The organism is Sporosarcina sp. FSL K6-3457, from assembly GCF_038007285.1.
Taxonomy (GTDB): Bacteria; Bacillota; Bacilli; order Bacillales_A; family Planococcaceae; genus Sporosarcina.
In genome coordinates, this window is the sequence record NZ_JBBOWX010000001.1 from 3,702,628 (window position 1) to 3,723,540 (window position 20,913).

The window sequence follows — 20,913 nt, forward strand, 5'->3', positions numbered from 1 at the left end:
TTATAAAATACTGTCTTTCTTTAGATGATCTATTATTCGTTCAGTATTTTTATTATCATTAAAAGAATTAATTTTTAAATACTTCTCTTTATGTTCAGGACTAACTTCATAATTATTTATTTCAGCAAAGCTCACCTCTTCAATAAGTGCTTCTATACTATTTGCGATTTTCCCTGGTGCATTTTCTTCATTAACAGGTGGGTTAGCTCCATACTTTTCAATAAGATATTCTTTATCCTCCCAATAAAAGATAGGATATGCTCCCCTGTAAATAGCATCATAAATAGCAGAGGAATAATCTGTGATAAATATTCTTCCGACTTTTAAGGCTTCTGATGGATTTGCAGCAATTATATCGCTGTACTCACTTAAGCTTCCATTAATATACTCAGCAAATTTGTTATGTGAAACAACTAGTAACCTATCTTTCATATTCGACTTTTCAAAAGCTTTGATTACTTTGAGTATTGATTGGAAATACGTTGTTTTTTCTATATCCCCGCTATAAATCATCCCCTCCTCCCAGTATCTATAGGTCGGCATATATACAATTTTATTAGAGACTTTGTCTAATTTAGCGTAATCAAAAGTGGCTAGACCCGTCTGAAGTAAATCTTGATCTGAATAACCCATTTTATAAAATTCTTGTGCCTCTAATTGTGAGTTGACCACATTTTTATAGATATTATATTGTGAATATTTTTTATAGAATATTTTTCCTAGTGGATTTTCAACTGGTTTCGCAAACATAATTCCATGCTGTAAAAAAATTAGTGGTACATTTTTAACTTTGTTCATGATTTCATTAATATAAATTCGATCATTAATTACATGATTAGATAAGTCGCTGCTTAAAAAGTAATCAGCATTAAATATTGATAAATAATGTTTGAAACTAAATCGCTTTATTAAATCGCCTTTATACTTAAACTTCATGTCCTTATATGCTAAGGAATCTTCATCTAAAATAAATACATTTTTAGATAAAATCCCATTTTCCTCTTTTACTTTTTCAAATACACGATACCCAGACTCGTCTGCTTTAGATGCTTGCTTCTCAAAATATAGATTCAAATGATATTTTTTATTTTTATAGAAAAGACTTGAAATATAGTATGCTAGTTTCATTTTAATAATACTATTTTTTTTATACATCTTTGAAAATGGTACAATAGAATATATAATATTATTGTATATATCTGCTCTTAGTATCAATAATTTACCGTTTATTTTTATCCTTGAATAAACTTTCGAAACTTTCCTTCTATAACTAAAATCTAATCTACTCAAAATTTGATGTTCATTTCCTAAAAATATTGGATAATGAACTCGATCTTCTAAATCAAGTTTATCAATTGGGATTTTAAAATAACCATACCGCTTTAAAAATCTAATGTTTTTAAAGTGGCGCTTGAATTTCGACAAAAAGTGATCCTTATTTATTGTATATAGATACTCCAGTTCTTCAAATTTATCTTTTGCATTATAAGTTAGCATCCCAATTAGATATAAATGATTTCCAAATTTAAATGGTTTAAAGTTAGATTTAACTTTAGTTGCTTTTTTGGGACTTCCTTTAATAATATATATCCCCTTTTGAGTTTTAAATACATAAAATGAAACGTTGTTAATCTCCAATAGACTCAGAATATTTTCATTATTATATTTTAAAAACTTGGATGGATTGAAGACTTTTTTCGGAGCCACTCCAGAAATCCTATTTATGCTTAACTCTTTTTCTTCCAACTCATCGAATTCATTCTTAAACATAATAGATATTTTATTACTTTTATTTATACTATATTTAATATCTATATTAAATGACTCAATGTTTAATATATACTTTTTAATATATATAGTTTTTAAATAATCATCGTATATTAAGAATAATACAATATTGAATATACAAATCTTTGTAATAGTTGTATATTGCTGCTTTTCAACTTCTAATGGGATATTAATATCTAATATATCTTCCAGCGTAATTTGTGTTGTAAAAATATTATCAATTGACGTTACTAATTCATTGGAGTTTCTATATTTTATATCTAAATTAAAATTATTTTGCTTTACTTCTATATAAGGATTATAAATCTCGATATCAAATCGAAATGCATTATCAAAGTCTGGTTTATTTGAAAAAAATAATTGATGACTATAACAATATAGGTAATACTTACTTTCTGAGATATAGAATTCCCCTAATAGCTGATTGTTATGGAGAAAGTCATCCAAATATACACCATTTTCTTTCTGTACTTCTAACAAATCGATATCGAAAGTTTTATCTTTTACAAGTAATCGCACAGAATCTCCAAAAACATCTAATATTTCCAATGATTTGTTATATTTTTTAAACATCCTCTACCTCCCATTACTCTTAAATCGATTTAATATCACTTTTTATTTTAGTTGTCGAAATTTCAGGTGTACGTTCCAAATATATTACTTCACATACTTCACTTAACTCATCAAACTCCCCTACCCAATCGTTTCCAATTACGAAACAATCGATTTGATATTTTGTTATATCTTCTCTTTTTTGATCCCAATTTTCTTCAGTAATCACCAAATCCACGTATCTTATTGCTTCTAATAAACATTTACGTTCCTCATATTTGAAATAACTTTTTTTACCTTTAATTTCATTAAATTCATCAGAAGATAGCCCGACAATTAAATAATCTCCAATATCTTTAGCACGCTTCAATAAATCGATATGCCCATAATGCAAGAGATCGAATGTGCCATACGTGATAATTTTTTTCATTTGACTATCTCCTCGTATATAGCGTTTTTATTATTTGCCAAATCTATTAGCTTTTGCTTAAATAATTTATCATTTTCTATTGATATAAGTTTTGTAAATGATTTATCAAAATCCTCCACAATAAAACTATTTTTCACTAAAGTTATCTTGTCAAACACCTTTTCACCAGATTCGGTTTCACTATATATTTCTTCATACATTTTCTCACCTGGACGTAGCCCCGTGAATTCGATAACGATGTCATCTTCTTTATACCCGGAAAGCTGAATTAAGTTTTTAGCCAAATCAACAATTTTTACGGGTTCGCCCATATCTAGTGCGAATATATCGCCAGAGTTACCAAGTGCACCTGCTTGTATGACTAACCTTGATGCTTCCGATATTGTCATGAAATAGCGTGTAACTTCAGGGTCCGTTACTTTAACCGGGCCGCCTTCTGCAATTTGTTTTTTGAATAGAGGTACAACAGAGCCTCTAGAGCCAAGTACATTTCCAAAACGTACAGCCACAAATTTCGTCATACTTTGCTTCGCTAAATTCTGAATACACATTTCAGCTAAACGCTTCGTTGCGCCCATGATATTCGGTGGATTTACTGCTTTATCAGTTGATACAAGAACAAAATGCTTTACATCATGCTTATGGGCTTGGTAAGCAACATTTCTTGTCCCTAATACGTTATTATCAACAGCCTCTCTAAAATTGCTCTCCATCAACGGTACATGCTTATGGGCCGCGGCGTGATAGACAACGCTCGGCCGATATTTATCCATTACAGCTGCAATTTTATGAGAGTGCCTTACATCCGCAATAATTGGAATAAGTTCAACTTGTAAATTTCGAATTGCCTGCAATTCCATATGAATATTATAAATTGAGTTTTCACCATGCCCTAAAAGAATAAGCTGTTTAGGCTCAAACCTACATAACTGTCGGCAAATTTCTGAACCAATCGATCCTCCGGCACCTGTAACTAATATGACTTTATCTGTAATCTTGCTAGAGATAGAAATCATATCTAATGTTACTTCATCTCTCCCTAGTAAATCTTCGAAACTAATTTCTTGTATTTCCTTTACTGAAATCATGCCTGTCATCACATCTTCAATTCTTGGCATTACACGTACTTTCAAGTTTGTTGAAAGGCATAAATAATGAATCTCCTTCAGCTCATTTTTCGTCAAAGAAGGAAGGGCAATAATAATTTCTTCTGCTCCATACTTTTTCACTACTTTATGAATATCTTTTATTTTCCCTGCAACTTTGACATTCATAATTGTTAAGTTCAATTTATTGGGGTCATCGTCTATAAAAGCAACTGGATTTAAATTTTGCTTTTCATCCTGTTGTAAATTTTTAACTAACATAGTCCCTGCTTTACCAGCACCTACTATTAATATTCGCTTTAAATTATCAGTGTTTTTAAATGACTCCTCATCCTTAAATAAGCGAATGACAAAGCGTGAGCCACCAATTAAAATAATATGTAACATCCATGTTACAGTCATAATTCTTTCATATACATCATACTTAATCAAAAATTGAAGCGAGCATGCGACTAATACTGAAATCGTAACAGAATAAAAAATAACTAATAATTCACGTACAGAGGCAACACTCCAAATACGACTATACATTTTAAAGAAATAGGCTACTATATGGTGACTCACTAATAATGTGATTGCACTAATATAAATAGTTGACTCCATTTTGAGTTGTAACGACGGTTGAAATAACCAAAAACTGAAGAAGATAGCAGAAAGAACAATCAACGAGTCTACTATAAAGAACACCATATATCTCATTTTATAGTTCATTTCGCGTACCTCTTTCGATTAGTTTCGTTAAAACCCTATCTAACTTACAAACATACGCATAAGCATCCCCATGAAAAGAGAGGATGCTTATGCAACGTTTATTAAGCAGCTTCAATTGTTTACTCCATCTTCCTTGACTTCATTTTTTGCCAGTAGGATGGCCATCATCATCCCTGCAATCGCCCACATTGGGCCAGCTGTACCTGGTAATGTGTCGTTAAAGAGTGCCTGAATCAGAAAGGCTAACCATCCTATGCCCAACATAGATGCCATGACATACTTCCTAATAACCACTGTTTTAAGAGCCACCCATCCCGTTAATACCAGTACACCCATAAAGCCAATAAAGCCGACTATCCCTGTACCATAGAAAGCCCCCACATACATACTGTGTGGCTTATCGACAATGGTCTTTTCTGTTCGCAGGCCTGCTCTTGCGTCGATGTTATAATGCGGGAAATGATACATAAGCGTATCCATTCCAAAACCGAATAGTGGGCGTTCCATAGTCAAATCAACTGTCTTTTCCCAAATATAGAGACGGCCTGTACCAGCAGATACTCCACTAGCAGGAAGTACTGGCAGTTCAAAACTATTTTCCGCTGCATGCACTCGATTCTCTAATGAGAAGTTGTAATCGGAAGGCACCTTCGCTTCCTTCTGTTCTTTTGCATAAGGATTTTTGCTAATGATAAAACCGATAGACTCATTCCAGACATTCGGATTTTTATCCGCTAGCACATGGAATACTGGTAAACTAATAACAACAAAAGCTACGAGTCCAATGATGGCCTTTTTTCTATCACCCGATTTAACCGCTAATATAATCAATAACGGCGTCATCAGTAAAACTGTTACGAAGCCACTGGTAGAGACTGACATCAGCATAATTGCAAGGGATACAACAGATACACCAATATTGATATAACTTCTGATTTTATTTTCATCGACGATTGCCCATGCCAGATACATCACTGTTATGACCGCAAACATCCCACTCATGAAGTTCCACTGGTTGAGTGTTCCGAGAAGTGTTGATCCCTCTCCAAGCGTTGCGCCTTCTGGGACAAATAGCGCTATCATTTTTTGAATAGCTGGGTATTGCATGGCGTCATGCCCAGTGAAATTCATCGTTATTAAAATAAGATTGATCATTATAAATGGATACAAGGAATACATGACATACTCCACAGCCTTTTTAGGGTAGCTAATATTCATCGCTATAAAAAATAATGCTAGATAACATATGTATGAAATAGCCCCGTCTGAACGATTGTACTGGCCCCATAGCGCGATTGTTATACTTGGGGATAGAACCGTTGAAATTAGAATAGCAACCGCAAAAACGCCTAGAAATAGGTTCAGTACACTTTTACGAATTTGTCCACCAATGAACAGTATTTTCGTTAGTAGCAATGCAGCAGCGAAAATTGTAATAACCATAAGAGCTATCGCCTTATAATGCGTGAAGAGATCTCCTTTCGTCCCTGAAGTTAGCAGTGCTGTATTTGTAATCCTTGGACTCACAACCTCCTGGACATATCCTCCAACAAGTAATGGAACTAGTGCTACGGCAAGTAAAAGCAGCCCGAATATCCAACGATCTATTTTGACGCGGGAAATACGTTCCTCCTCCACATCTCTAACCATTTTAGTATTTGCACCGTAATATGAAGTCATAGCCTTTACCCTTCCTTTGTAGAGTTACTGATTTTCTCTTGCAATTGCGTAACCCTTTCCTGATACTGTGGATAACTCTCTGGAGCTTTAAGTGTTTTACTTCGCTCAAGCACTTCTGCAGCCTCTTCAAGCATTTCAGCCAAAATAAGCGCTTCTGCCAGTTGCAACATGAACAATGGATCTTCAACTTTATAAGGATTATTGTCCAATGCCCGCTGCATATACAAAATACTCTTTTCAGTTTCTCCAGCATTCGTAGCGGCCAGCGCAATCATATAATTCACTGCATCAGAGCGACCGTGCCTCTTCTCTAAATCAGCAGACTCTGCAAGCGCATCCTTATAGTTTCCTTCTTTTAATTGCTGAATAACTATATTATATTGTTTATTGTCCATTTGAAATACCTGGTCCTGCTTCTTCCCCATAAGAGAGGCCACAATAAATCCTACAATCAAGACAAAAGCTATGCCTATTGTAATATACTTCCTCGTTGAATTCTCCACGCCGTATTCTCCTTCAACTTTCAATTCTATTATTTATGACTTTTGGATACTTGTATATTGTACCTTAAATTTGGTCAATAGTCATGGGGCCACAAAGGGACAGTTCTTTTGTGCACTAAAAAATATTTGGTTTGTGTCAGGATGGGGGAATGCAATAATTGTGCGAGAACTTTTATGAGATTAACAAGAAAGGACCATCCTTCAGGTTGGGTTTTCCTTGTTTATTTAGTGGAATGACTGAGAGGAATGGAGGTGAAACAGATGCTTATTGAAGTGTTTAAAAGTAGGCTGCAAGAGAATTGCTGGATTCATCTTATCTGTGGAAAGCCCCTATGAAAGAAAACCAATCAAAGCCATATCCACGGGGCTATTGCCAAGACTTTTACTACTAAACTAAATATTGTACTTATTCATTTCTTGTAACCTAGGAAAAACTCGTCCCCCTGTTTTTCAGAAACCATCAAAGTATCCGTAATTTCCGCACTTGGGTCCGCGCTTACTAAACATTCCGCATCATCGTTTGTCTCTATTTTAGGAGAATTTTGTTTTCGTAATCTTAAAATCGTTATTAGTATAAATCGATTTAGTCGATCAATTGTAACAAAGCTTTCTTCCGTATCCAATAGTTGCTGAATAATTTGCTGCTGAACAACCTCTTGTTGTAGATGATAAACTGGGAGCTCAATCTGATGCAAGGCAACTTCTATCTCCTGCACAAACTTTGCTTCATTGATAACTACTAAGGCTTGTTGCATATCGGTGATTTTATTTTGCATATACTGAACGAGTGCTTCGAAATTAGAATATTGTGTAGCATCCAGTATCGCTTGTTTTAGTACCATGCTTTTTACTGCCATTGAAACTTGTTGCAAATCATCCGATAGAGAGTTGTTAAGTTCCGCCAGTAATTCTTCACCCGTCCTATTTTGTGCAAAAGTAAACGGTACCTTGTCGCTTAAATTCACTTGCTCAACAACATTCAACTGACGCTTTTTCAAAATAGCTTGTATCTGTTTTTTCAAATCGGCTTTCAGCTGATTTTCTGGCAAACTGCCTAAACCAATATAAATAGATTGCAAAGCCTTATCATCCAGCAGTTGTTCCCCATTCAACTGATTTTTAAATACAACGGCCCTTTCAAGTGCCGCAACTTCCTCTTTCACTACTTGCACCTCATCTGAAAGGTATAACAGTGCAGTTAGACTTTGCTTGACATCTTTTAAGGCATCTTCTGAAGGGTATTGCATTGTATACTTCGCCAGCTGTTTGTGGATACTCGCTATCACTTCATAATCGAAATTCCAGACATGTGTATAAAAAAGCGGATGATTATTTGGCACTACTCCATCTAATTTTGGCAATCCATTTTCTTCACCCAATTGCGCATAACTTTGTGCCAATCCAGACACCTCCTTACTATGAAACAAATGAAAGATTGCTAATCACAAAAAGCAATTAGCAATCTTTCATTAAATTTCTATAGTACTATTATTAGATTCCAAACCCAGCAATAAGTGCCATTGCCATCATATCAATTGCTTCTTGAAGATCTTCTACAGTTGTAATGCCATCTGAATCACGAGCAATACTTGTTGCAATTAGTGTTTGTTGGGCACTTGTCAATTCGTTGTAAAGCTCTAAATCTAGACCATCAGCTTCTAGTGCAACTAATGCTACTTTAACATCAGCTGCTTTTTTCGCTGCATTTAGCTTCCCAAGGTTCGTTGCATTTACAGTATCTACTAAAGCTTGAACTGCTGCTGTATCTGCAAATGTATCTTCTTCTGCAACCTCTGGAAGTTCAGCTGTGTATAGAGCAACATTTTTATCAACAATACCAGTTAACGCTAATGCTTCTGCTTTTAATGCTTCTAGTACATCTTCTTCATATGAATCTGAATCTAATTCATTGATAGCTACTAGTGCTGCTTTTAATGCTTCCGCCGCATTTACATCATCAACGAATGTTTGGATTGCATCTACTGAAGCATATTCTCCTGTAGATGCTTCATCGTATGCTCCATCATTAGCAGTTTCATAGTTTACAAGTAGACCTGCTTCTTTCAAAGCATCCAATGCAGCTGCTAATTCAGTTACATCTGCTGCTTCATTTACAGCTGCAACTAGTCCTTCAACTTTATCAGCAAGTTCTGCTGCATTCACGTCAGTAACGAATGTTTGGATATCTTCTGGTCTAACGAATTTAGTTTCTGCTGTTTTTGCAGCAAAGTATGCCGTATCGTTAGATGCAACAACACCTTCGATAAGATCAGCAGTTTCTAAAGCTTGTAATGCTGCTAATAAAGCAACTTCGTCAGTTGCTTCGTTTGCAGCTGTGATCAAGCCCTCTAACTCTGTTGCTGCATCGATAGCTTCTAGAACAGCAGCGATACGTTCAGCAAAAGATTTTTCCCCTTCAGCCGGTGTATCGAAATCAGGATGAACACTTTCAATATTTGTTAGCATATTTGCTGCAGCTGTTACATCCGCTGCAGCTTCTGAAGCTTCAGCTTTTGCTACAGCCGTTTCTACGATATCAAGGTTTGTAGCGTCGATAATTACTTGCACATCTGCAAGTGATATTGGGTTGTCAGATTTAATTGCTGTGCTGTAAGCATTTAGGTTAGATGTAATTGAACTTACATGCACAATTTCTGCTTCAGCTAATGCATCTTCCAAAGTAGAAACAGTGTTTGCTGCTTTAATAGCTGCAACTAACTCTGCTTCCTCACCTGATTTTGCATCATTAACAAGGTTTACCAATGCTTGAATATCTGCAACAGATGTAATGCTTAACGCATCAGCGATTGTAGATTGATAGTCATCTAAGTAAGCTTCTTCAATACCTTCAATACCTAGTACTGGTGCTGTTAAAGCTGTTTTAAAATCAGTTGAATTACCAGTTTCAGAAGTTGATTTAACAGCTGCAATTGCTGCATTTAAATCTTCTACTGATTTAACGATAACGTTAATTGTAGCAGTTTTGTCTGTTCCTGCAATTGTACCCGTAACTTCTACTGTACCTGCTTCAGAGAAATCACTCTCTTCCCAAGTAACAGCTACTTCGCCAGTTGTACCGCCTTCGAACTCAACTTCAACTGTTTCCGGTAATGCAGGAGCTGTTCCTACTACCACGGTAATATCAGCTGGGTTTGTTACTGATTCGATAGTTAGTTCAGGTAGTGTTGGTGTAGGGTAAACTGAGAAATCTTCACCTGTCGCACCATTTGTGAAATCTCCAACAATTTCATTTTCTTGTAGTTCTTCTGCTACATCCAAGAATGGCTTCTCCTGATCAGCAATTGCTTTCAATGTTGTTACTTTGTTTAATTGCTTCAGGTATACCTGGATATTTCCAGTACCGTATTTATCAACTAGAACACCTTTTTCAACTGGTGATAAATCAGCCCAGTCTTCAAAAGTATAATACTCGCCGCGTTCACCTTCTGCTCCATTGAAATAAAGACCTGATTCAATTTGTGCTACTGCATCCGCAAATCCTTGGATAGGCGCAACTACTGCTGGTACGACTAGCGCTGCCGCTAATGCCGCTAATGGTAATTTTTTCTTCATATTATATAAACCTCCAATGATAATTAAGTCATTACTCAATTCCGATTACTTCAAAATTTTCTTCGGCAGGCGAGCTTGAAATTACTTCACCTGTTTCATAATCTTTGAATTCGCCTGGAAGATCCCCTGGCACATAATTTGAACTTGCACTAAGGAATGGTTGTCCCGATTGAGAAATATCATCTAATGATGCAATTTTATTTAAAGAAGGAAGATATGGCTTGATGTTCTTTTGACCATATTTTGCAATGAGAATACCTTTTTGAGCCACAGCCAAATCACTCCAAGCCGGATAAGAATAATATTCCCCTTGGGAACCATCTGTATTAATAAAGTAAATACCCGATGGCAGCTGTTGCTCTGCTGCATTGACTTGAGCAGGTATTGCCATAGCTGGTACCAAGGCCAATGTAGAAGCAAGGATAAGAAGTTTCTTCTTCATAGTAAAATCCACTCCTATCTCTTTCATTAATTTAGAAATAGCTAGCTTAGGAAAGATTCCTATTCTTACCTAAGCTAGCCCTATTTAGATTACTATATTATTATTTTGAAACTTTAATTGCTTCGCTTGCCACTTTAACACCAGCTGCATTATATGCTTCAACTGTTACAGTCTCTACATCAATAAAAGTATCTTTGTAAGAGAATGTTTTTGTAGTTGCATCGTAAGTTGCGTCTTGAGCAGGAACACCTGCATCAAATACAAGCTTCACTGATGCTACGTCAGCAGCTTTAGTTCCTGCTACTGTACCAGTGATATTGAAGATAGCAAGTCCAGCTACTCCAGCATCTTTCGAATCAATAGTCGTTGCTGTGAATTCGATTTCAGCTACTTCTTCTACCTCTGGATTTACAGCTGCTACAAATGTTGCTGTAGCTGTTGCAAGAGCTGCTGTAGCTGCTTTCAAGTCTGCTTCAGTTGCATCAGTTTTTGCTGCTGCAGCTTCTGCTGTTGCAATTGCTGCTGCGTAAGTTGCTTTTACTGCTGCAGTATATTGACCAGGCTCATCGCCTTCAACTGCTGCTGTATTGCGTGCTGTAGCTGCTGTTACTGCATCAGTCAATGCTTTTTTAGCTGCTTCTACAACGTCACCTTTGTACTCATCTTGTGGTGCGTTAACGCCTACTTTTTGCTCGATGATGTAGAACGTTGTTTTACCGTCTTTCACTTCACGAGTAACTGTAACTTCACCTTTTTTCAACTCTTCAATAAAGTCAGCAGCTGTTGCGATTGGTGTATTACCAAGACCTCTGTAGTCTGCACCTGTGTATTTCACTGCATCTTTACCGTCGAAAGTAAGTTCCCCTTTATCAGAGTTGAATGATACAACTTTACCAGTGTAAAGATCTGAAACTGCTTTTGTAGCTGTGAATGAAGCTGTTGCTTCTTTCGCTGTGAATGCATAGTCTTTGCCATCTGTATCGATTGCAATACCTGTTGCAACTACACGTACTTTACCAGTTTTGTCTTGTGCTAGAGATACAAGTAAATCTGTGTTTCTATCTTTAGCTTCATAAGATACTGTGTAGCTACGGTTTGGAGAGATAACTTGACTTCCAACTAGTACATCATTTGCACCTTCATTGAAGATTGTATAAGATACTTTTCTAATTGAAGTACCTGCTACGTCTTTACCACTCTGGTTCACAAGTGATGCTTTGAATGTAGCTGTTTCATCACCACGGAAGTCAGATGTAGCTTTAGTACCTTTGTAAGATTTCAATGCTGAACCATCAAGGTATGCTTCAACAAAGTATGAAATCGCCGCAACTGTTTTTGGTTCGCCTTCATCAAGGTTACCTTCAACAGCGTTTGGAGTGTTTACATCAATCCAAGCTACTGGTGTTGCGTAGTCGTTCACTTTGTCACTACCGATAACGAATGATGCTTCACCTTTATCATTTGTTTTAACAGTGATTTTTTTAGCTGAGTTACCGTCAGCTTCTTTGTTGTTTTCGTAATATCTTGGATTATCTCCAGTTTTAACGAATTTAGCTTCAGTTACAGTTGAAATTACACGGTCAAGGTCTTCGTTGAATGCAACGTTGACAACTTCGTTTTTAGCAAGTTTACCGTCTTTATCTTTAACAACAACGTTGTATTTACGGCCGTTTGTTTCTTTAGTTGCTGCTACTTCTCCACCGTCGCGAGTAAGTTCAATCGTGTATTCCGCTTGCAATGCTGCGAATTTCACTTTTGTTGATTGTGCTTGTAATAGGCTTGCTTCATAAGTAGCTAGCTCTGCTTTTCTAACTTCTGAATTCGCAGCAGCTGTAGATACGTTTTGAGCAAATACTACTGGTGTTACTTCAGTGTTTGTACCAGATACTGTGAATGTTGCTTCACCTTTAGAATCTGTTGTGATTGTTGCAGTTACTGGTGCTGTTTTGTTGTTGATTTGAGAAACGGCTACACCATTTACTGTAGCATTTGCTAATTTGTCAGCAGATACATTCAAGTTTTCTACAAATGATACGTTGAATGTTGCGTTAGCAACTGCTTTACCAGTACGTGGATCTTTGTGAGTTACTTTGTATGTTTTGTTAGCACCGTTATTTACTACTTTATCAGTTAGTACTTCTTCGATTGCTAGGATTGTGTCAACACCCCAGAATACATAGCCAAGGCTACGAACTGCTGGTGCACCTGTTGGGTATGCAACAACTTGATCGTTACCTGCGTTGTATTGTGTGTAAGAGAATGTTGCAATTCCTTCTTCGTTTGTAACTGCTTCAAACACTTGGTCTTGGTTAAGTGTTGTAGTAGTTTGTGCTTTTACGTTGAATGTTACAGGAATACCTGCTTGTTTAACGCCTACATCAGCCGTAAGGATTGCTTGCTCTCCTACTTTACCTTGTACAGCTTGAGTAGTGATGTCAATTTTCGTTGGTAATACTGCAGAAATACCTTCGAATGAACCAACAACTGCATTATTCATTTTAACTTCGTATTTTTTACCGCCCTCTTGAATAGCAGTTGTCAATACAACAACTTTGTTATTTGTTTGTTTAACAGCTGCGTTAGAAACTGTTAGACCTTCGATCGTGAAGTTAAGTGAGTTAAGGTTCTCAACTGCTTCTTCCAAAGTTACTTCAACAGTTGTAGCGTTGATCGCTTTAACAGAACCAGATACAGTTCCAGTTACTACTGAGAAATCAGTGTTGATAGATTTGTTCAAGAATGTTGCAAAGTGTCCACGAGTTGTAGATCCTTTTGGATTGAAGTTTGGAGCAGCTGGGTTCGTGATGTCGAAGAAATCAAGAACGTTGATAGCAGCTTGTGCTTCAGTTTTAGCTGATGCAAGGTCTGTAACGTCAGCTTTGAAATCTTGACCGTTTACATATGTAACTAGGTCGATTTCGTTTACTTGGTCAAACGCACGAACAAGCACTAGTGCCATGTTTTCGCGAGTGATGTTGTCAGCCGCAAGAAGACGACCGTTGCTTCCGATGAATACGCCTGCGTCTTTAACAACTGCAGCATAGTCAAGTAGTTCTCCGTTTGAGCTAGTAGTCAAGTCAGAGAAGCGTGGGTTTGTGCGTGCATCTTCAGGAATTGAAGCACCTTCAGTTACAAGCCATTTACCCATCATTTTAACAACGTCAGAACGTGTTAGTGTTTTGTTTGGTTGGAATGACCCGTCTGGGTATCCTTTGATAATGCCTGCATCTGCAAGAGCGTTGATACCCTCTGCGTGCGTGTTACCTTGTACGTCTGAAAAATCTGCCGCGCTTGCTACTGGTGCTACTGCAGATGCTACAAGAGCAGCTGATGCAGCTCCTACTAAAAATTTGCTGTACTTCGTTGGTTGGTTAGCCATTGAATAATTTCCTCCTCTTAGATAGAAATAAAATTTTGTCATCTACTCCCACGGCAAAATGAAAGATAGAAGCCATTACACACTAAAGTATAGATAGTTACGACAAGGATGTCAATTACAAAATAGTAATATCGTAAATTCCAGTGGAAACTGTAGTAGATTCCGTAGTCGCTTCTATCATTCTAACGTATATCTTATAATTATCAAGTCTTTTACTGTATTTGGTGCAAAATTACAGAAGTATTTCAATTGTGTTAAGAGTGTTACGGGGTGTTTGTGGATAAGGACGGGGTTTATGGCTGAAGGGATTTGTCAAAAGTGTGTGTATGTCGCTGAATTGTAATAGTTGTTCTCTATTCTTCTATATAAATACCCCTCTAACAATGCTTGGCGATGCGCTTTTCTTAGTGTCTAGCTCCAGGCGCCAGATGCTCGGGTCATAAGCCAACTTAGCTATGCGGCAAAGAGCGCCGCTCCGCTAAGCCGTCTTATGCCTGTCGCATCTAGACGGCGCCTTCCGCTTTTCGTGATACACAAAAAGGCTTGAACAGATGGGAACTGTTCAAGCCTTTTTGCATGGTCAACCAACCGTTTGTGCTGCGTGGCGATTAATTATATATGTTTTAGAGGAAATTATCCTTACACTTATGTATTCTAGCATCTCACTTACTAGATTACAAGAGGCTACTCTTCATTTTTGTTTAAAAACTTCAAATAAAAATTTTGGTAGGTTCATTTGTCGTTTCAAACGGCTTGGTTCTTTTAATAGACGGTATAGCCACTCTGCTCCAAATCGTTGGAAGATGGCTGGTGCGCGTTTGACGTTTCCAGCGAGGACATCGAATGAGCCCCCGACACCTTGGTAGAGTATTGGGTATAGCTGGTCACGATTTTGTTCAATCCATTGCTCTTGTTTAGGTGATCCCATGGCGACGAAGAGTATGGCTGGCTTTGCTTCGTTGATAACGTCGATGACTTTATCGTTATCTGGCTCGTAGCCGTCTTGTGTACCTGCAACGATTAGATCGGGATAGGTTTGTTGTAATTGTTGTGCTGCTTTGTCGGCCACCCCGGGCTTGGCACCGTATAGAAAAATGGCATGTCCCGTCCTTGCCGCTTCCCTGACGATGCGGTCCATCATGTCCACGCCTGTGACGCGGGAGCGGATGTTGCCTTTTTGTAGCTTGGAGGCAATGATCACCCCGATGCCGTCTGGTATTTGGAATTCTGCTCGATTTAGTAGCGCTTTTAGCTCTGGGTCTTCTTTTGCTTTCATAAGCTTTTCGGGATTGATGGCTACGACGAGTGATTTTTTGTTCTCTTCTATATTTTGAAAGACCTTCGGTATGAGCTGGTCGTAATTTTCGGTATTGACTTGAACACCTAGTATTTGTTCTTTCATATAGAAGGAATCCCTTTGTTTTTCCCGTCACCGAGTTTAAAGAAACGGAATCCCGCCTGTTCCCACTTGTCTCGGTTGAGTGCGTTTTTCGTATCGAGGACAAGTGGCTTTTTATCGCCAGTGTTGAGTGTTTGTGGGTCCAGGTCTTTGAACTCGGTATGATCTGTTGTTAGGATGATCAGGTCAATGTCCTGAACTGCTTGGCCTAGTGTTGCTACTTGTGTCGGGTGTTGTAGCTCTTTAATGTGTGGATCGAATGATACGACGCTCAAGTCTAGGTTTTGTAGTTCTTGAATGACGACTGTTGAAGGACTTTCTCGTAAATCATCGACATCCCCTTTGAATGCGAGACCTAGGATGGCCACTTTGCCTTGTTGGATGCCTTGTTCTTCAAGTAGTGCTTGCGCTTTTTGTGCAGTGAACTTTGGCATGCCATCGTTTGTTAGGCGTGCTTTTTTGATAATGTCGGCTTTGTCTGGGCTTAATTCCACTAAGAACCATGGATCGACTGCGATACAATGTCCTCCGACGCCTGGTCCTGGTGTATGGATATTGACGCGTGGGTGGAAGTTGGCGAAACGGATGGCTTCCCAAATATCGACGTCAATGGTTTCTGCAATTTTAGCGAGTTCGTTGGCGAAGGCAATGTTGACATCACGGTAGGTGTTTTCCATGACTTTCACAAGTTCCGCTGTTGTTGCGTCTGTTAGATGGATTTGCCCTTGGACAAACGTTTCGTACAGCTCTTTTGTTAGTTCAGCCGATTTAGGTGTGATGCCGCCGACGATGCGGTCGTTGTTAATGAGCTCTTCGAATATCTTCCCTGGAATGACACGCTCTGGTGAGTGCGAGACAAAAAGGTCTTCGCCTAGTGTCAGGTTGGATTTGCGGAGCTCTGGTAGCATGACGTTTTCCACTGTTTTTGGCGGCACTGTGGATTCGAGAATAACGAGTGCGTCTTTTTTCAGATATGGAACAACGGATGCTGTTGCTTGTCGGATGTACTCAAGGTTTGCTGTGTTGTCTGCGTTAATAGGTGACGGGACAGCGATTATGTAGACGTCTGCATCAACAGGTTGTGTCGATACCGTGAACATGCCTTCGTCAATCGCTTGGTCGAGTCGTTGCTGTAATCCGTTCTCTTCTATATGGAGTTGTTTATTGGCGATCATGCTAACTGCTTTTTCATTGATATCGACGCCGTGTACGCGGACGCCGCTGTTTGCGAACATGACTGCTGTCGGTAGGCCGATGTAGCCGAGGCCGACGACACATATATTTTTGGCCATCGTAATTTTCCTCTTTTCTGGGGGTTACTTATTTTATCTTAGACATTTTTTGATTATAGCATAATGTCCCTCTGACTAACTAGTGATGGGAATATCGTTCGCTATGGTGATGATTGTTACTATCCCTTGTTTGACTGTCCGACCGTCTATGTTTGGAAGTCCTGGGTGGATGATGAGCATGTAGGCTCCTGGATGTAAGTTGTTTTTCGGACTGATTTCAAGTGTGTGACTGGTTGTTTGGTTAAATGTGATTGGAACCGCTGCACCTCCAAGTTCGATGAGTTCTATTATATTGGACGTTTGTACGTCGGATAGGTTCATAGCTTGTGTGAAGTGGACACTAAATGTTTTATCTACTGTGCTGGTTGGTAGGTCTGCTAGTTTACGATAGTGCTGTGCTGTCAATAGGTGTTCTAGGCGTTGCTGATGGATAGTGATTAATTCTTTATTGGCCGCGGTTGAGATGGTTGGTTTGACGCCTTTTTTGTGTACTTTTGTACCTTTAGGTCCTGTGAATTGGCCAATTGTTAGTTTAAGTGCTCCCCCGTCTTCGAAGGTGAAGAATGACTGGATGGACCCCTTCCCTTTTGTTGTCTCGCCTACGATGGTCGCTGCTTGCTGGTCTTTGAGCGCTACGGCGACGATTTCTGAGGCCGAGGCTGAGTACCGGTTGACGAGGACATAGGTTTGCTTTGGAAATTTCACGCTGGTGGTGATTGGTTTAATGACTTTGGTGCCATCGCGTGTTGTTAGGTGATACGCCTTTGTCACTCCTGGGAAGAAGCCGAGGAGCTGTTCGGCGCTTTCGACGTAGCCGCCCCCGTTATATCGCAGGTCAATGATGAGTTCTGTGGCCCCAGCTTTTTTGAGTGCTAGCCAGTGGGCTTGCACTTTTTGGTCGAGGTCGGCTGAGAATATGGAGATTTTTAAGTAGCCGATGTTGCCGTAGAGCATGGATGATGTCACGGCTTGTTGCGTTCGCGGCGCTGTTGTCGATGCGATGGTTGCTGGTGGTTTGTTGTTAGCTACTGATGCAAGATAGAGTTGGTATTCTTCTGCTGTTAGGTAGCGAGAGTATTCGTCGAGCGATTGGATGATGTCGTCGACGGATGTCATCATATAGAGATTTTCTGGCATGTCGCCGTAATAGTAGGTGTCAACGAAGAATTGAACGTCTTCGAGGGTGTCCGCTTGGGTGTGTGACGTGCATAGGAAAAGGACGAGGATTGTTAGGATTGCTGTTTGTAGGGTTTTCATGGTGGCGACCTCCTTTTTTTGTGGGTTGTTTCTATTATACTATACCCGGATTTGGAGGGGGTGATACGTAGTTAGGGAGAATTGTTGCGCGCTTGGGCTAGCTTATTGCGCGCCAGGGCTAACGTGTTGCGCGCCAGGGCTAGCGTGTTGCGCGCCAGGGCTAACGTGTTGCGCGCCAGGGCTAACGTGTTGCGCGCCAGGGCTAGCGTATTGCGCGCTTGGGCTAACGTGTTGCGCGCCAGGGCTAGCGTATTGCGCGCTTGGGCTAGCGTATTGCGCGCTTGGGCTAACGTGTTGCGCGCCAGGGCTAACGTGTTGCGCGCCAGGGCTAACGTGTTGCGCGCCAGGGCTAGCGTATTGCGCGCTTGAGCTAACGTGTTGCGCGCCAGGGCTAGCGTATTGCGCGCTTGAGCTAACGTGTTGCGCGCCAGGGCTATCTTATTGCGCGCTTGGACTAACGTATTGCGAGTAATACGTTATTTCCGTGAAAATTCGTGAACCCAGTACGTTGTGCCGCTGGCGTCGGTTGCGTAGCCTGTGCCGATGTGGGTGAATTTGTTATTGACGATATTGGCACGATGGGTTGGCGAATCCATCCAGTCTTTGACGACTGCTTCAGGTGTTAGTTGGCCTGTGGCAATGTTTTCACCGTATGCTGTCCACTTGTAGTTGAATGCATCGAGCAGTTGGCTAGTGGAGCCGTATGTTGGTGATATGTGGGCAAAGTAATCGTTTTTTGCCATGTCTTGCGCTTTTGCTTGGGCGACTTTGGATAGTTCTTTATCGTGTGTGAATGCTGTGCCGCCTAGTTGTGTCCGCTGTTCATTGACAAGGGTGATGGTTTTGAGTGCTTTGTCGTCGGTGTTGCTGACGTTCGTTACGTTTTTGACGGTCGCTTTGTCGATGTACATGCGGGCTTCTTTGTCGTAAGTGATGGTGCCTTTTGCACGCGCATTGTCGAATTCCATTGTGCGGTGCAGGAATGCGGCCATATGGGCACGTGATACGTTGTCGTTCGGTTTGAATGCGCCGCCTGCTGGTGTTGTGGTGATGCCGAGTTCAGCGAGTGCTGTGATGTAGCCGTGGTAATGATTTTGCTTGGCGACGTCATTGAATTGAATTTGGTCATTGTCGTCGATGATGATTTTGTAGCCAAGTGCAAACATTTTCGACATTTCTGCGCGTGTGAGTGGCTTGTTTGGCTGGAACTTGTCTTCGTTGGTGAAGATGCCGAGTTCTGTGAGCGCGCGAATATGGTCGTATGATCCGTGAGCTAGGCTAACGTCTTGAAAGCGCGGCTTGAATGCGGCGGATGGCTTTGCGTTAATGGCCAGTGCGACGATTTTTGCAGCTTGCGCGCGAGTAACGGGTTCGTTGAGACGATAAGTTCCGTCTGGATAGCCGTTGATCAGGCCACGGTTCGATATGTCGTTGATGGCTTCGTGCGCCCAATGTGATGCGGGAACGTCCGTGAATGTTGCAGCTTGTGCAGATGTGTATGCCGTGAATAGTAGTGTCGTTGAGAGAAGAATGGTAGTGATGTGTTTTTTCATGATGATGCGCCTCCTTAGGTGCTAATGGGTTTGTTTTTTGTATACCCGTTTTTTAGTATTCTAGCTTGTTGTTTGAGTATACTTGTTTTCTGGTTAGAAGGTTATAGGGATTGCGGGGTGTTTCGGGATGTTTTGGAGGTTTTTATTTAGAGTATAGACGAGCATAAAGTACCACTAGGGAAATTGCTTCCTTATTTGGACTAGGTGGTTTGATTATGGTGAGAACGCTCCTGGAGGTATGGAGCGTTTTTTTATGTTGGTGATTGGTCTTTTTTCCTTGCATAATATGCAGTGTTCCGATTACCTTGCAAGACCAGGTCCGATTTGGCTAGCAGTCTTCTGGCGACGTTTCTATCCTCTATTTGTGTGAAGTAACGGAATTCGCGGTTTGTTAGTTTGTTATTGATAAGTATGAACCAATCTTCGATAGCCGCTTTATGTTCGTGGATTCCTGTGTGTTTACAATGTAGACATGTCCATTTTTTCATTTCCCATATCATGCTGAATTGGGTGCATTGTGGGCAAATGACGCCTGGTTTAATTTTTGCGGGTTGGATGTTAGTTGTTATCGCCATCGGGAATGGTGTGTACTCTTGGTGGTTTTTTATTAATTCGAAGGCTAGATTTTGGATGTCTTTGTTGGTAAGGCTGTCTTTGTTTATGGGTAATGTTCTGAAATAGGACGGAGCTTCGTAGGCAAATAGGATTTTGGTTTCAGGGATTTGCTCTATGACTAGTTCATTGTTGTAAGCGAAAACGACGACTCCGGTAATGGGGAGTGTGATGCTTCTTTGTTTGAGCCAGTTGAAAAGGAAGAATTGTTTACGCTCGAGTTCGACAATTGGACTTTTCAATACTTTTCTTTCTCCTGAAGGGAGTACGCGGATGAATTGGGTCGGGTTTGACGTAATGATGATTTTGCCTGCGATGTTTTTCACTTCAGAGATTGCGATGAATGCTGGGGTTATGAGGATGGAGTCCATTTGGAAATAGACGCCGTCTTGCTTTAGGCAAACATCGTGTAAAATCGCGTGGGGATAGGCGGGTTTGAATTCGGTCATGCATTTGTCGTATTGCTGTTCTCCTCCGTAGCCTGCTTTTCTGTTGTAGAGTTCTTCTGAAATATAGTGTCGTTTTTCATGATCGTTCGGCAAGCGTTTGTCGAGTGAAATTAACCCTTTTAGTTTGTTCGGCATTTTCCGTTTTTTGTATAACATATCTATCACCTCGAGCATAGTGTACCAATTT

14 protein-coding genes are annotated in these 20,913 nt (G+C 39.8%); all 14 read right to left on the reverse strand.

The window, feature by feature from the left end:
• Positions 1-2,361, reverse strand: a complete 2,361-nt coding sequence (locus N1I80_RS17975) for a teichoic acid biosynthesis protein (protein ID WP_340739208.1) — start codon at positions 2,359-2,361, stop codon at positions 1-3.
• A gap of 19 nt (positions 2,362-2,380) precedes the next feature.
• Positions 2,381-2,770 carry a glycerol-3-phosphate cytidylyltransferase gene (gene tagD / locus N1I80_RS17980; protein ID WP_340739209.1) on the reverse strand — a complete coding sequence of 130 codons (390 nt, stop codon included), beginning with the start codon at positions 2,768-2,770 and terminating at the stop codon, positions 2,381-2,383.
• Positions 2,767-4,587, reverse strand: coding sequence for a polysaccharide biosynthesis protein (locus N1I80_RS17985; RefSeq protein ID WP_340739210.1), 1,821 nt, complete (start codon positions 4,585-4,587; stop codon positions 2,767-2,769). Before N1I80_RS17985 ends, tagD begins: the two co-directional genes overlap by 4 nt.
• Before the next feature lie 111 nt (positions 4,588-4,698).
• Positions 4,699-6,267, reverse strand: a complete 1,569-nt coding sequence (locus N1I80_RS17990) for an O-antigen ligase family protein (protein ID WP_340739211.1) — start codon at positions 6,265-6,267, stop codon at positions 4,699-4,701.
• A gap of 5 nt (positions 6,268-6,272) precedes the next feature.
• The gene (locus N1I80_RS17995; RefSeq protein ID WP_340739212.1) at positions 6,273-6,770 is read right to left on the reverse strand and encodes a tetratricopeptide repeat protein; all 498 of its coding nucleotides are present in this window, start codon (positions 6,768-6,770) and stop codon (positions 6,273-6,275) included.
• A 410-nt stretch (positions 6,771-7,180) separates the two neighbouring features.
• Complete coding sequence (locus N1I80_RS18000) at positions 7,181-8,170, reverse strand: hypothetical protein (RefSeq protein ID WP_340739213.1); 990 nt, start codon at positions 8,168-8,170, stop codon at positions 7,181-7,183.
• Between the two features lie 91 nt (positions 8,171-8,261).
• Positions 8,262-10,343, reverse strand: coding sequence for an Ig-like domain-containing protein (locus N1I80_RS18005; protein ID WP_340739214.1), 2,082 nt, complete (start codon positions 10,341-10,343; stop codon positions 8,262-8,264).
• A gap of 31 nt (positions 10,344-10,374) precedes the next feature.
• Positions 10,375-10,785: a hypothetical protein gene (locus tag N1I80_RS18010; protein WP_340739215.1), complete on the reverse strand. Its 411-nt coding sequence runs from the start codon at positions 10,783-10,785 to the stop codon at positions 10,375-10,377.
• A 100-nt stretch (positions 10,786-10,885) separates the two neighbouring features.
• Entirely contained in the window at positions 10,886-14,164 is a 3,279-nt protein-coding gene (locus N1I80_RS18015; protein ID WP_340739216.1) for an S-layer homology domain-containing protein, read from the reverse strand.
• Positions 14,165-14,855: 691 nt separating this feature from the next.
• The gene (locus N1I80_RS18020; protein WP_340739217.1) at positions 14,856-15,566 is read right to left on the reverse strand and encodes a WecB/TagA/CpsF family glycosyltransferase; all 711 of its coding nucleotides are present in this window, start codon (positions 15,564-15,566) and stop codon (positions 14,856-14,858) included.
• Complete coding sequence (locus N1I80_RS18025; protein ID WP_340739218.1) at positions 15,563-16,855, reverse strand: nucleotide sugar dehydrogenase; 1,293 nt, start codon at positions 16,853-16,855, stop codon at positions 15,563-15,565. The genes N1I80_RS18020 and N1I80_RS18025 overlap by 4 nt, the downstream gene beginning before the upstream one ends.
• Positions 16,856-16,930: 75 nt before the next feature.
• Complete coding sequence (locus N1I80_RS18030; RefSeq protein WP_340739219.1) at positions 16,931-18,112, reverse strand: S41 family peptidase; 1,182 nt, start codon at positions 18,110-18,112, stop codon at positions 16,931-16,933.
• Positions 18,113-18,588: 476 nt separating this feature from the next.
• Positions 18,589-19,665, reverse strand: a complete 1,077-nt coding sequence (locus N1I80_RS18035; protein WP_340739220.1) for a CAP and S-layer homology domain-containing protein — start codon at positions 19,663-19,665, stop codon at positions 18,589-18,591.
• Positions 19,666-19,916: 251 nt separating this feature from the next.
• Entirely contained in the window at positions 19,917-20,882 is a 966-nt protein-coding gene (locus N1I80_RS18040; RefSeq protein WP_340739221.1) for a nuclease-related domain-containing protein, read from the reverse strand.
• Positions 20,883-20,913 lie beyond the last annotated feature (31 nt).

What these genes read in the sequence shown, in the direction of transcription:
- N1I80_RS18015 (WP_340739216.1), bottom strand. Translation starts at nt 14,164, where the DNA reads ATGGCTAACCAACCAACGAAGTACAGCAAATTTTTAGTAGGAGCTGCA.
- N1I80_RS18020 (WP_340739217.1), bottom strand. Translation starts at nt 15,566, where the DNA reads ATGAAAGAACAAATACTAGGTGTTCAAGTCAATACCGAAAATTACGAC.
- N1I80_RS17975 (WP_340739208.1), bottom strand. Translation starts at nt 2,361, where the DNA reads ATGTTTAAAAAATATAACAAATCATTGGAAATATTAGATGTTTTTGGA.
- N1I80_RS18040 (WP_340739221.1), bottom strand. Translation starts at nt 20,882, where the DNA reads ATGTTATACAAAAAACGGAAAATGCCGAACAAACTAAAAGGGTTAATT.
- tagD (WP_340739209.1), bottom strand. Translation starts at nt 2,770, where the DNA reads ATGAAAAAAATTATCACGTATGGCACATTCGATCTCTTGCATTATGGG.
- N1I80_RS18025 (WP_340739218.1), bottom strand. Translation starts at nt 16,855, where the DNA reads ATGGCCAAAAATATATGTGTCGTCGGCCTCGGCTACATCGGCCTACCG.
- N1I80_RS18005 (WP_340739214.1), bottom strand. Translation starts at nt 10,343, where the DNA reads ATGAAGAAAAAATTACCATTAGCGGCATTAGCGGCAGCGCTAGTCGTA.
- N1I80_RS17990 (WP_340739211.1), bottom strand. Translation starts at nt 6,267, where the DNA reads ATGACTTCATATTACGGTGCAAATACTAAAATGGTTAGAGATGTGGAG.
- N1I80_RS18010 (WP_340739215.1), bottom strand. Translation starts at nt 10,785, where the DNA reads ATGAAGAAGAAACTTCTTATCCTTGCTTCTACATTGGCCTTGGTACCA.
- N1I80_RS17985 (WP_340739210.1), bottom strand. Translation starts at nt 4,587, where the DNA reads ATGAACTATAAAATGAGATATATGGTGTTCTTTATAGTAGACTCGTTG.
- N1I80_RS18030 (WP_340739219.1), bottom strand. Translation starts at nt 18,112, where the DNA reads ATGAAAACCCTACAAACAGCAATCCTAACAATCCTCGTCCTTTTCCTA.
- N1I80_RS18035 (WP_340739220.1), bottom strand. Translation starts at nt 19,665, where the DNA reads ATGAAAAAACACATCACTACCATTCTTCTCTCAACGACACTACTATTC.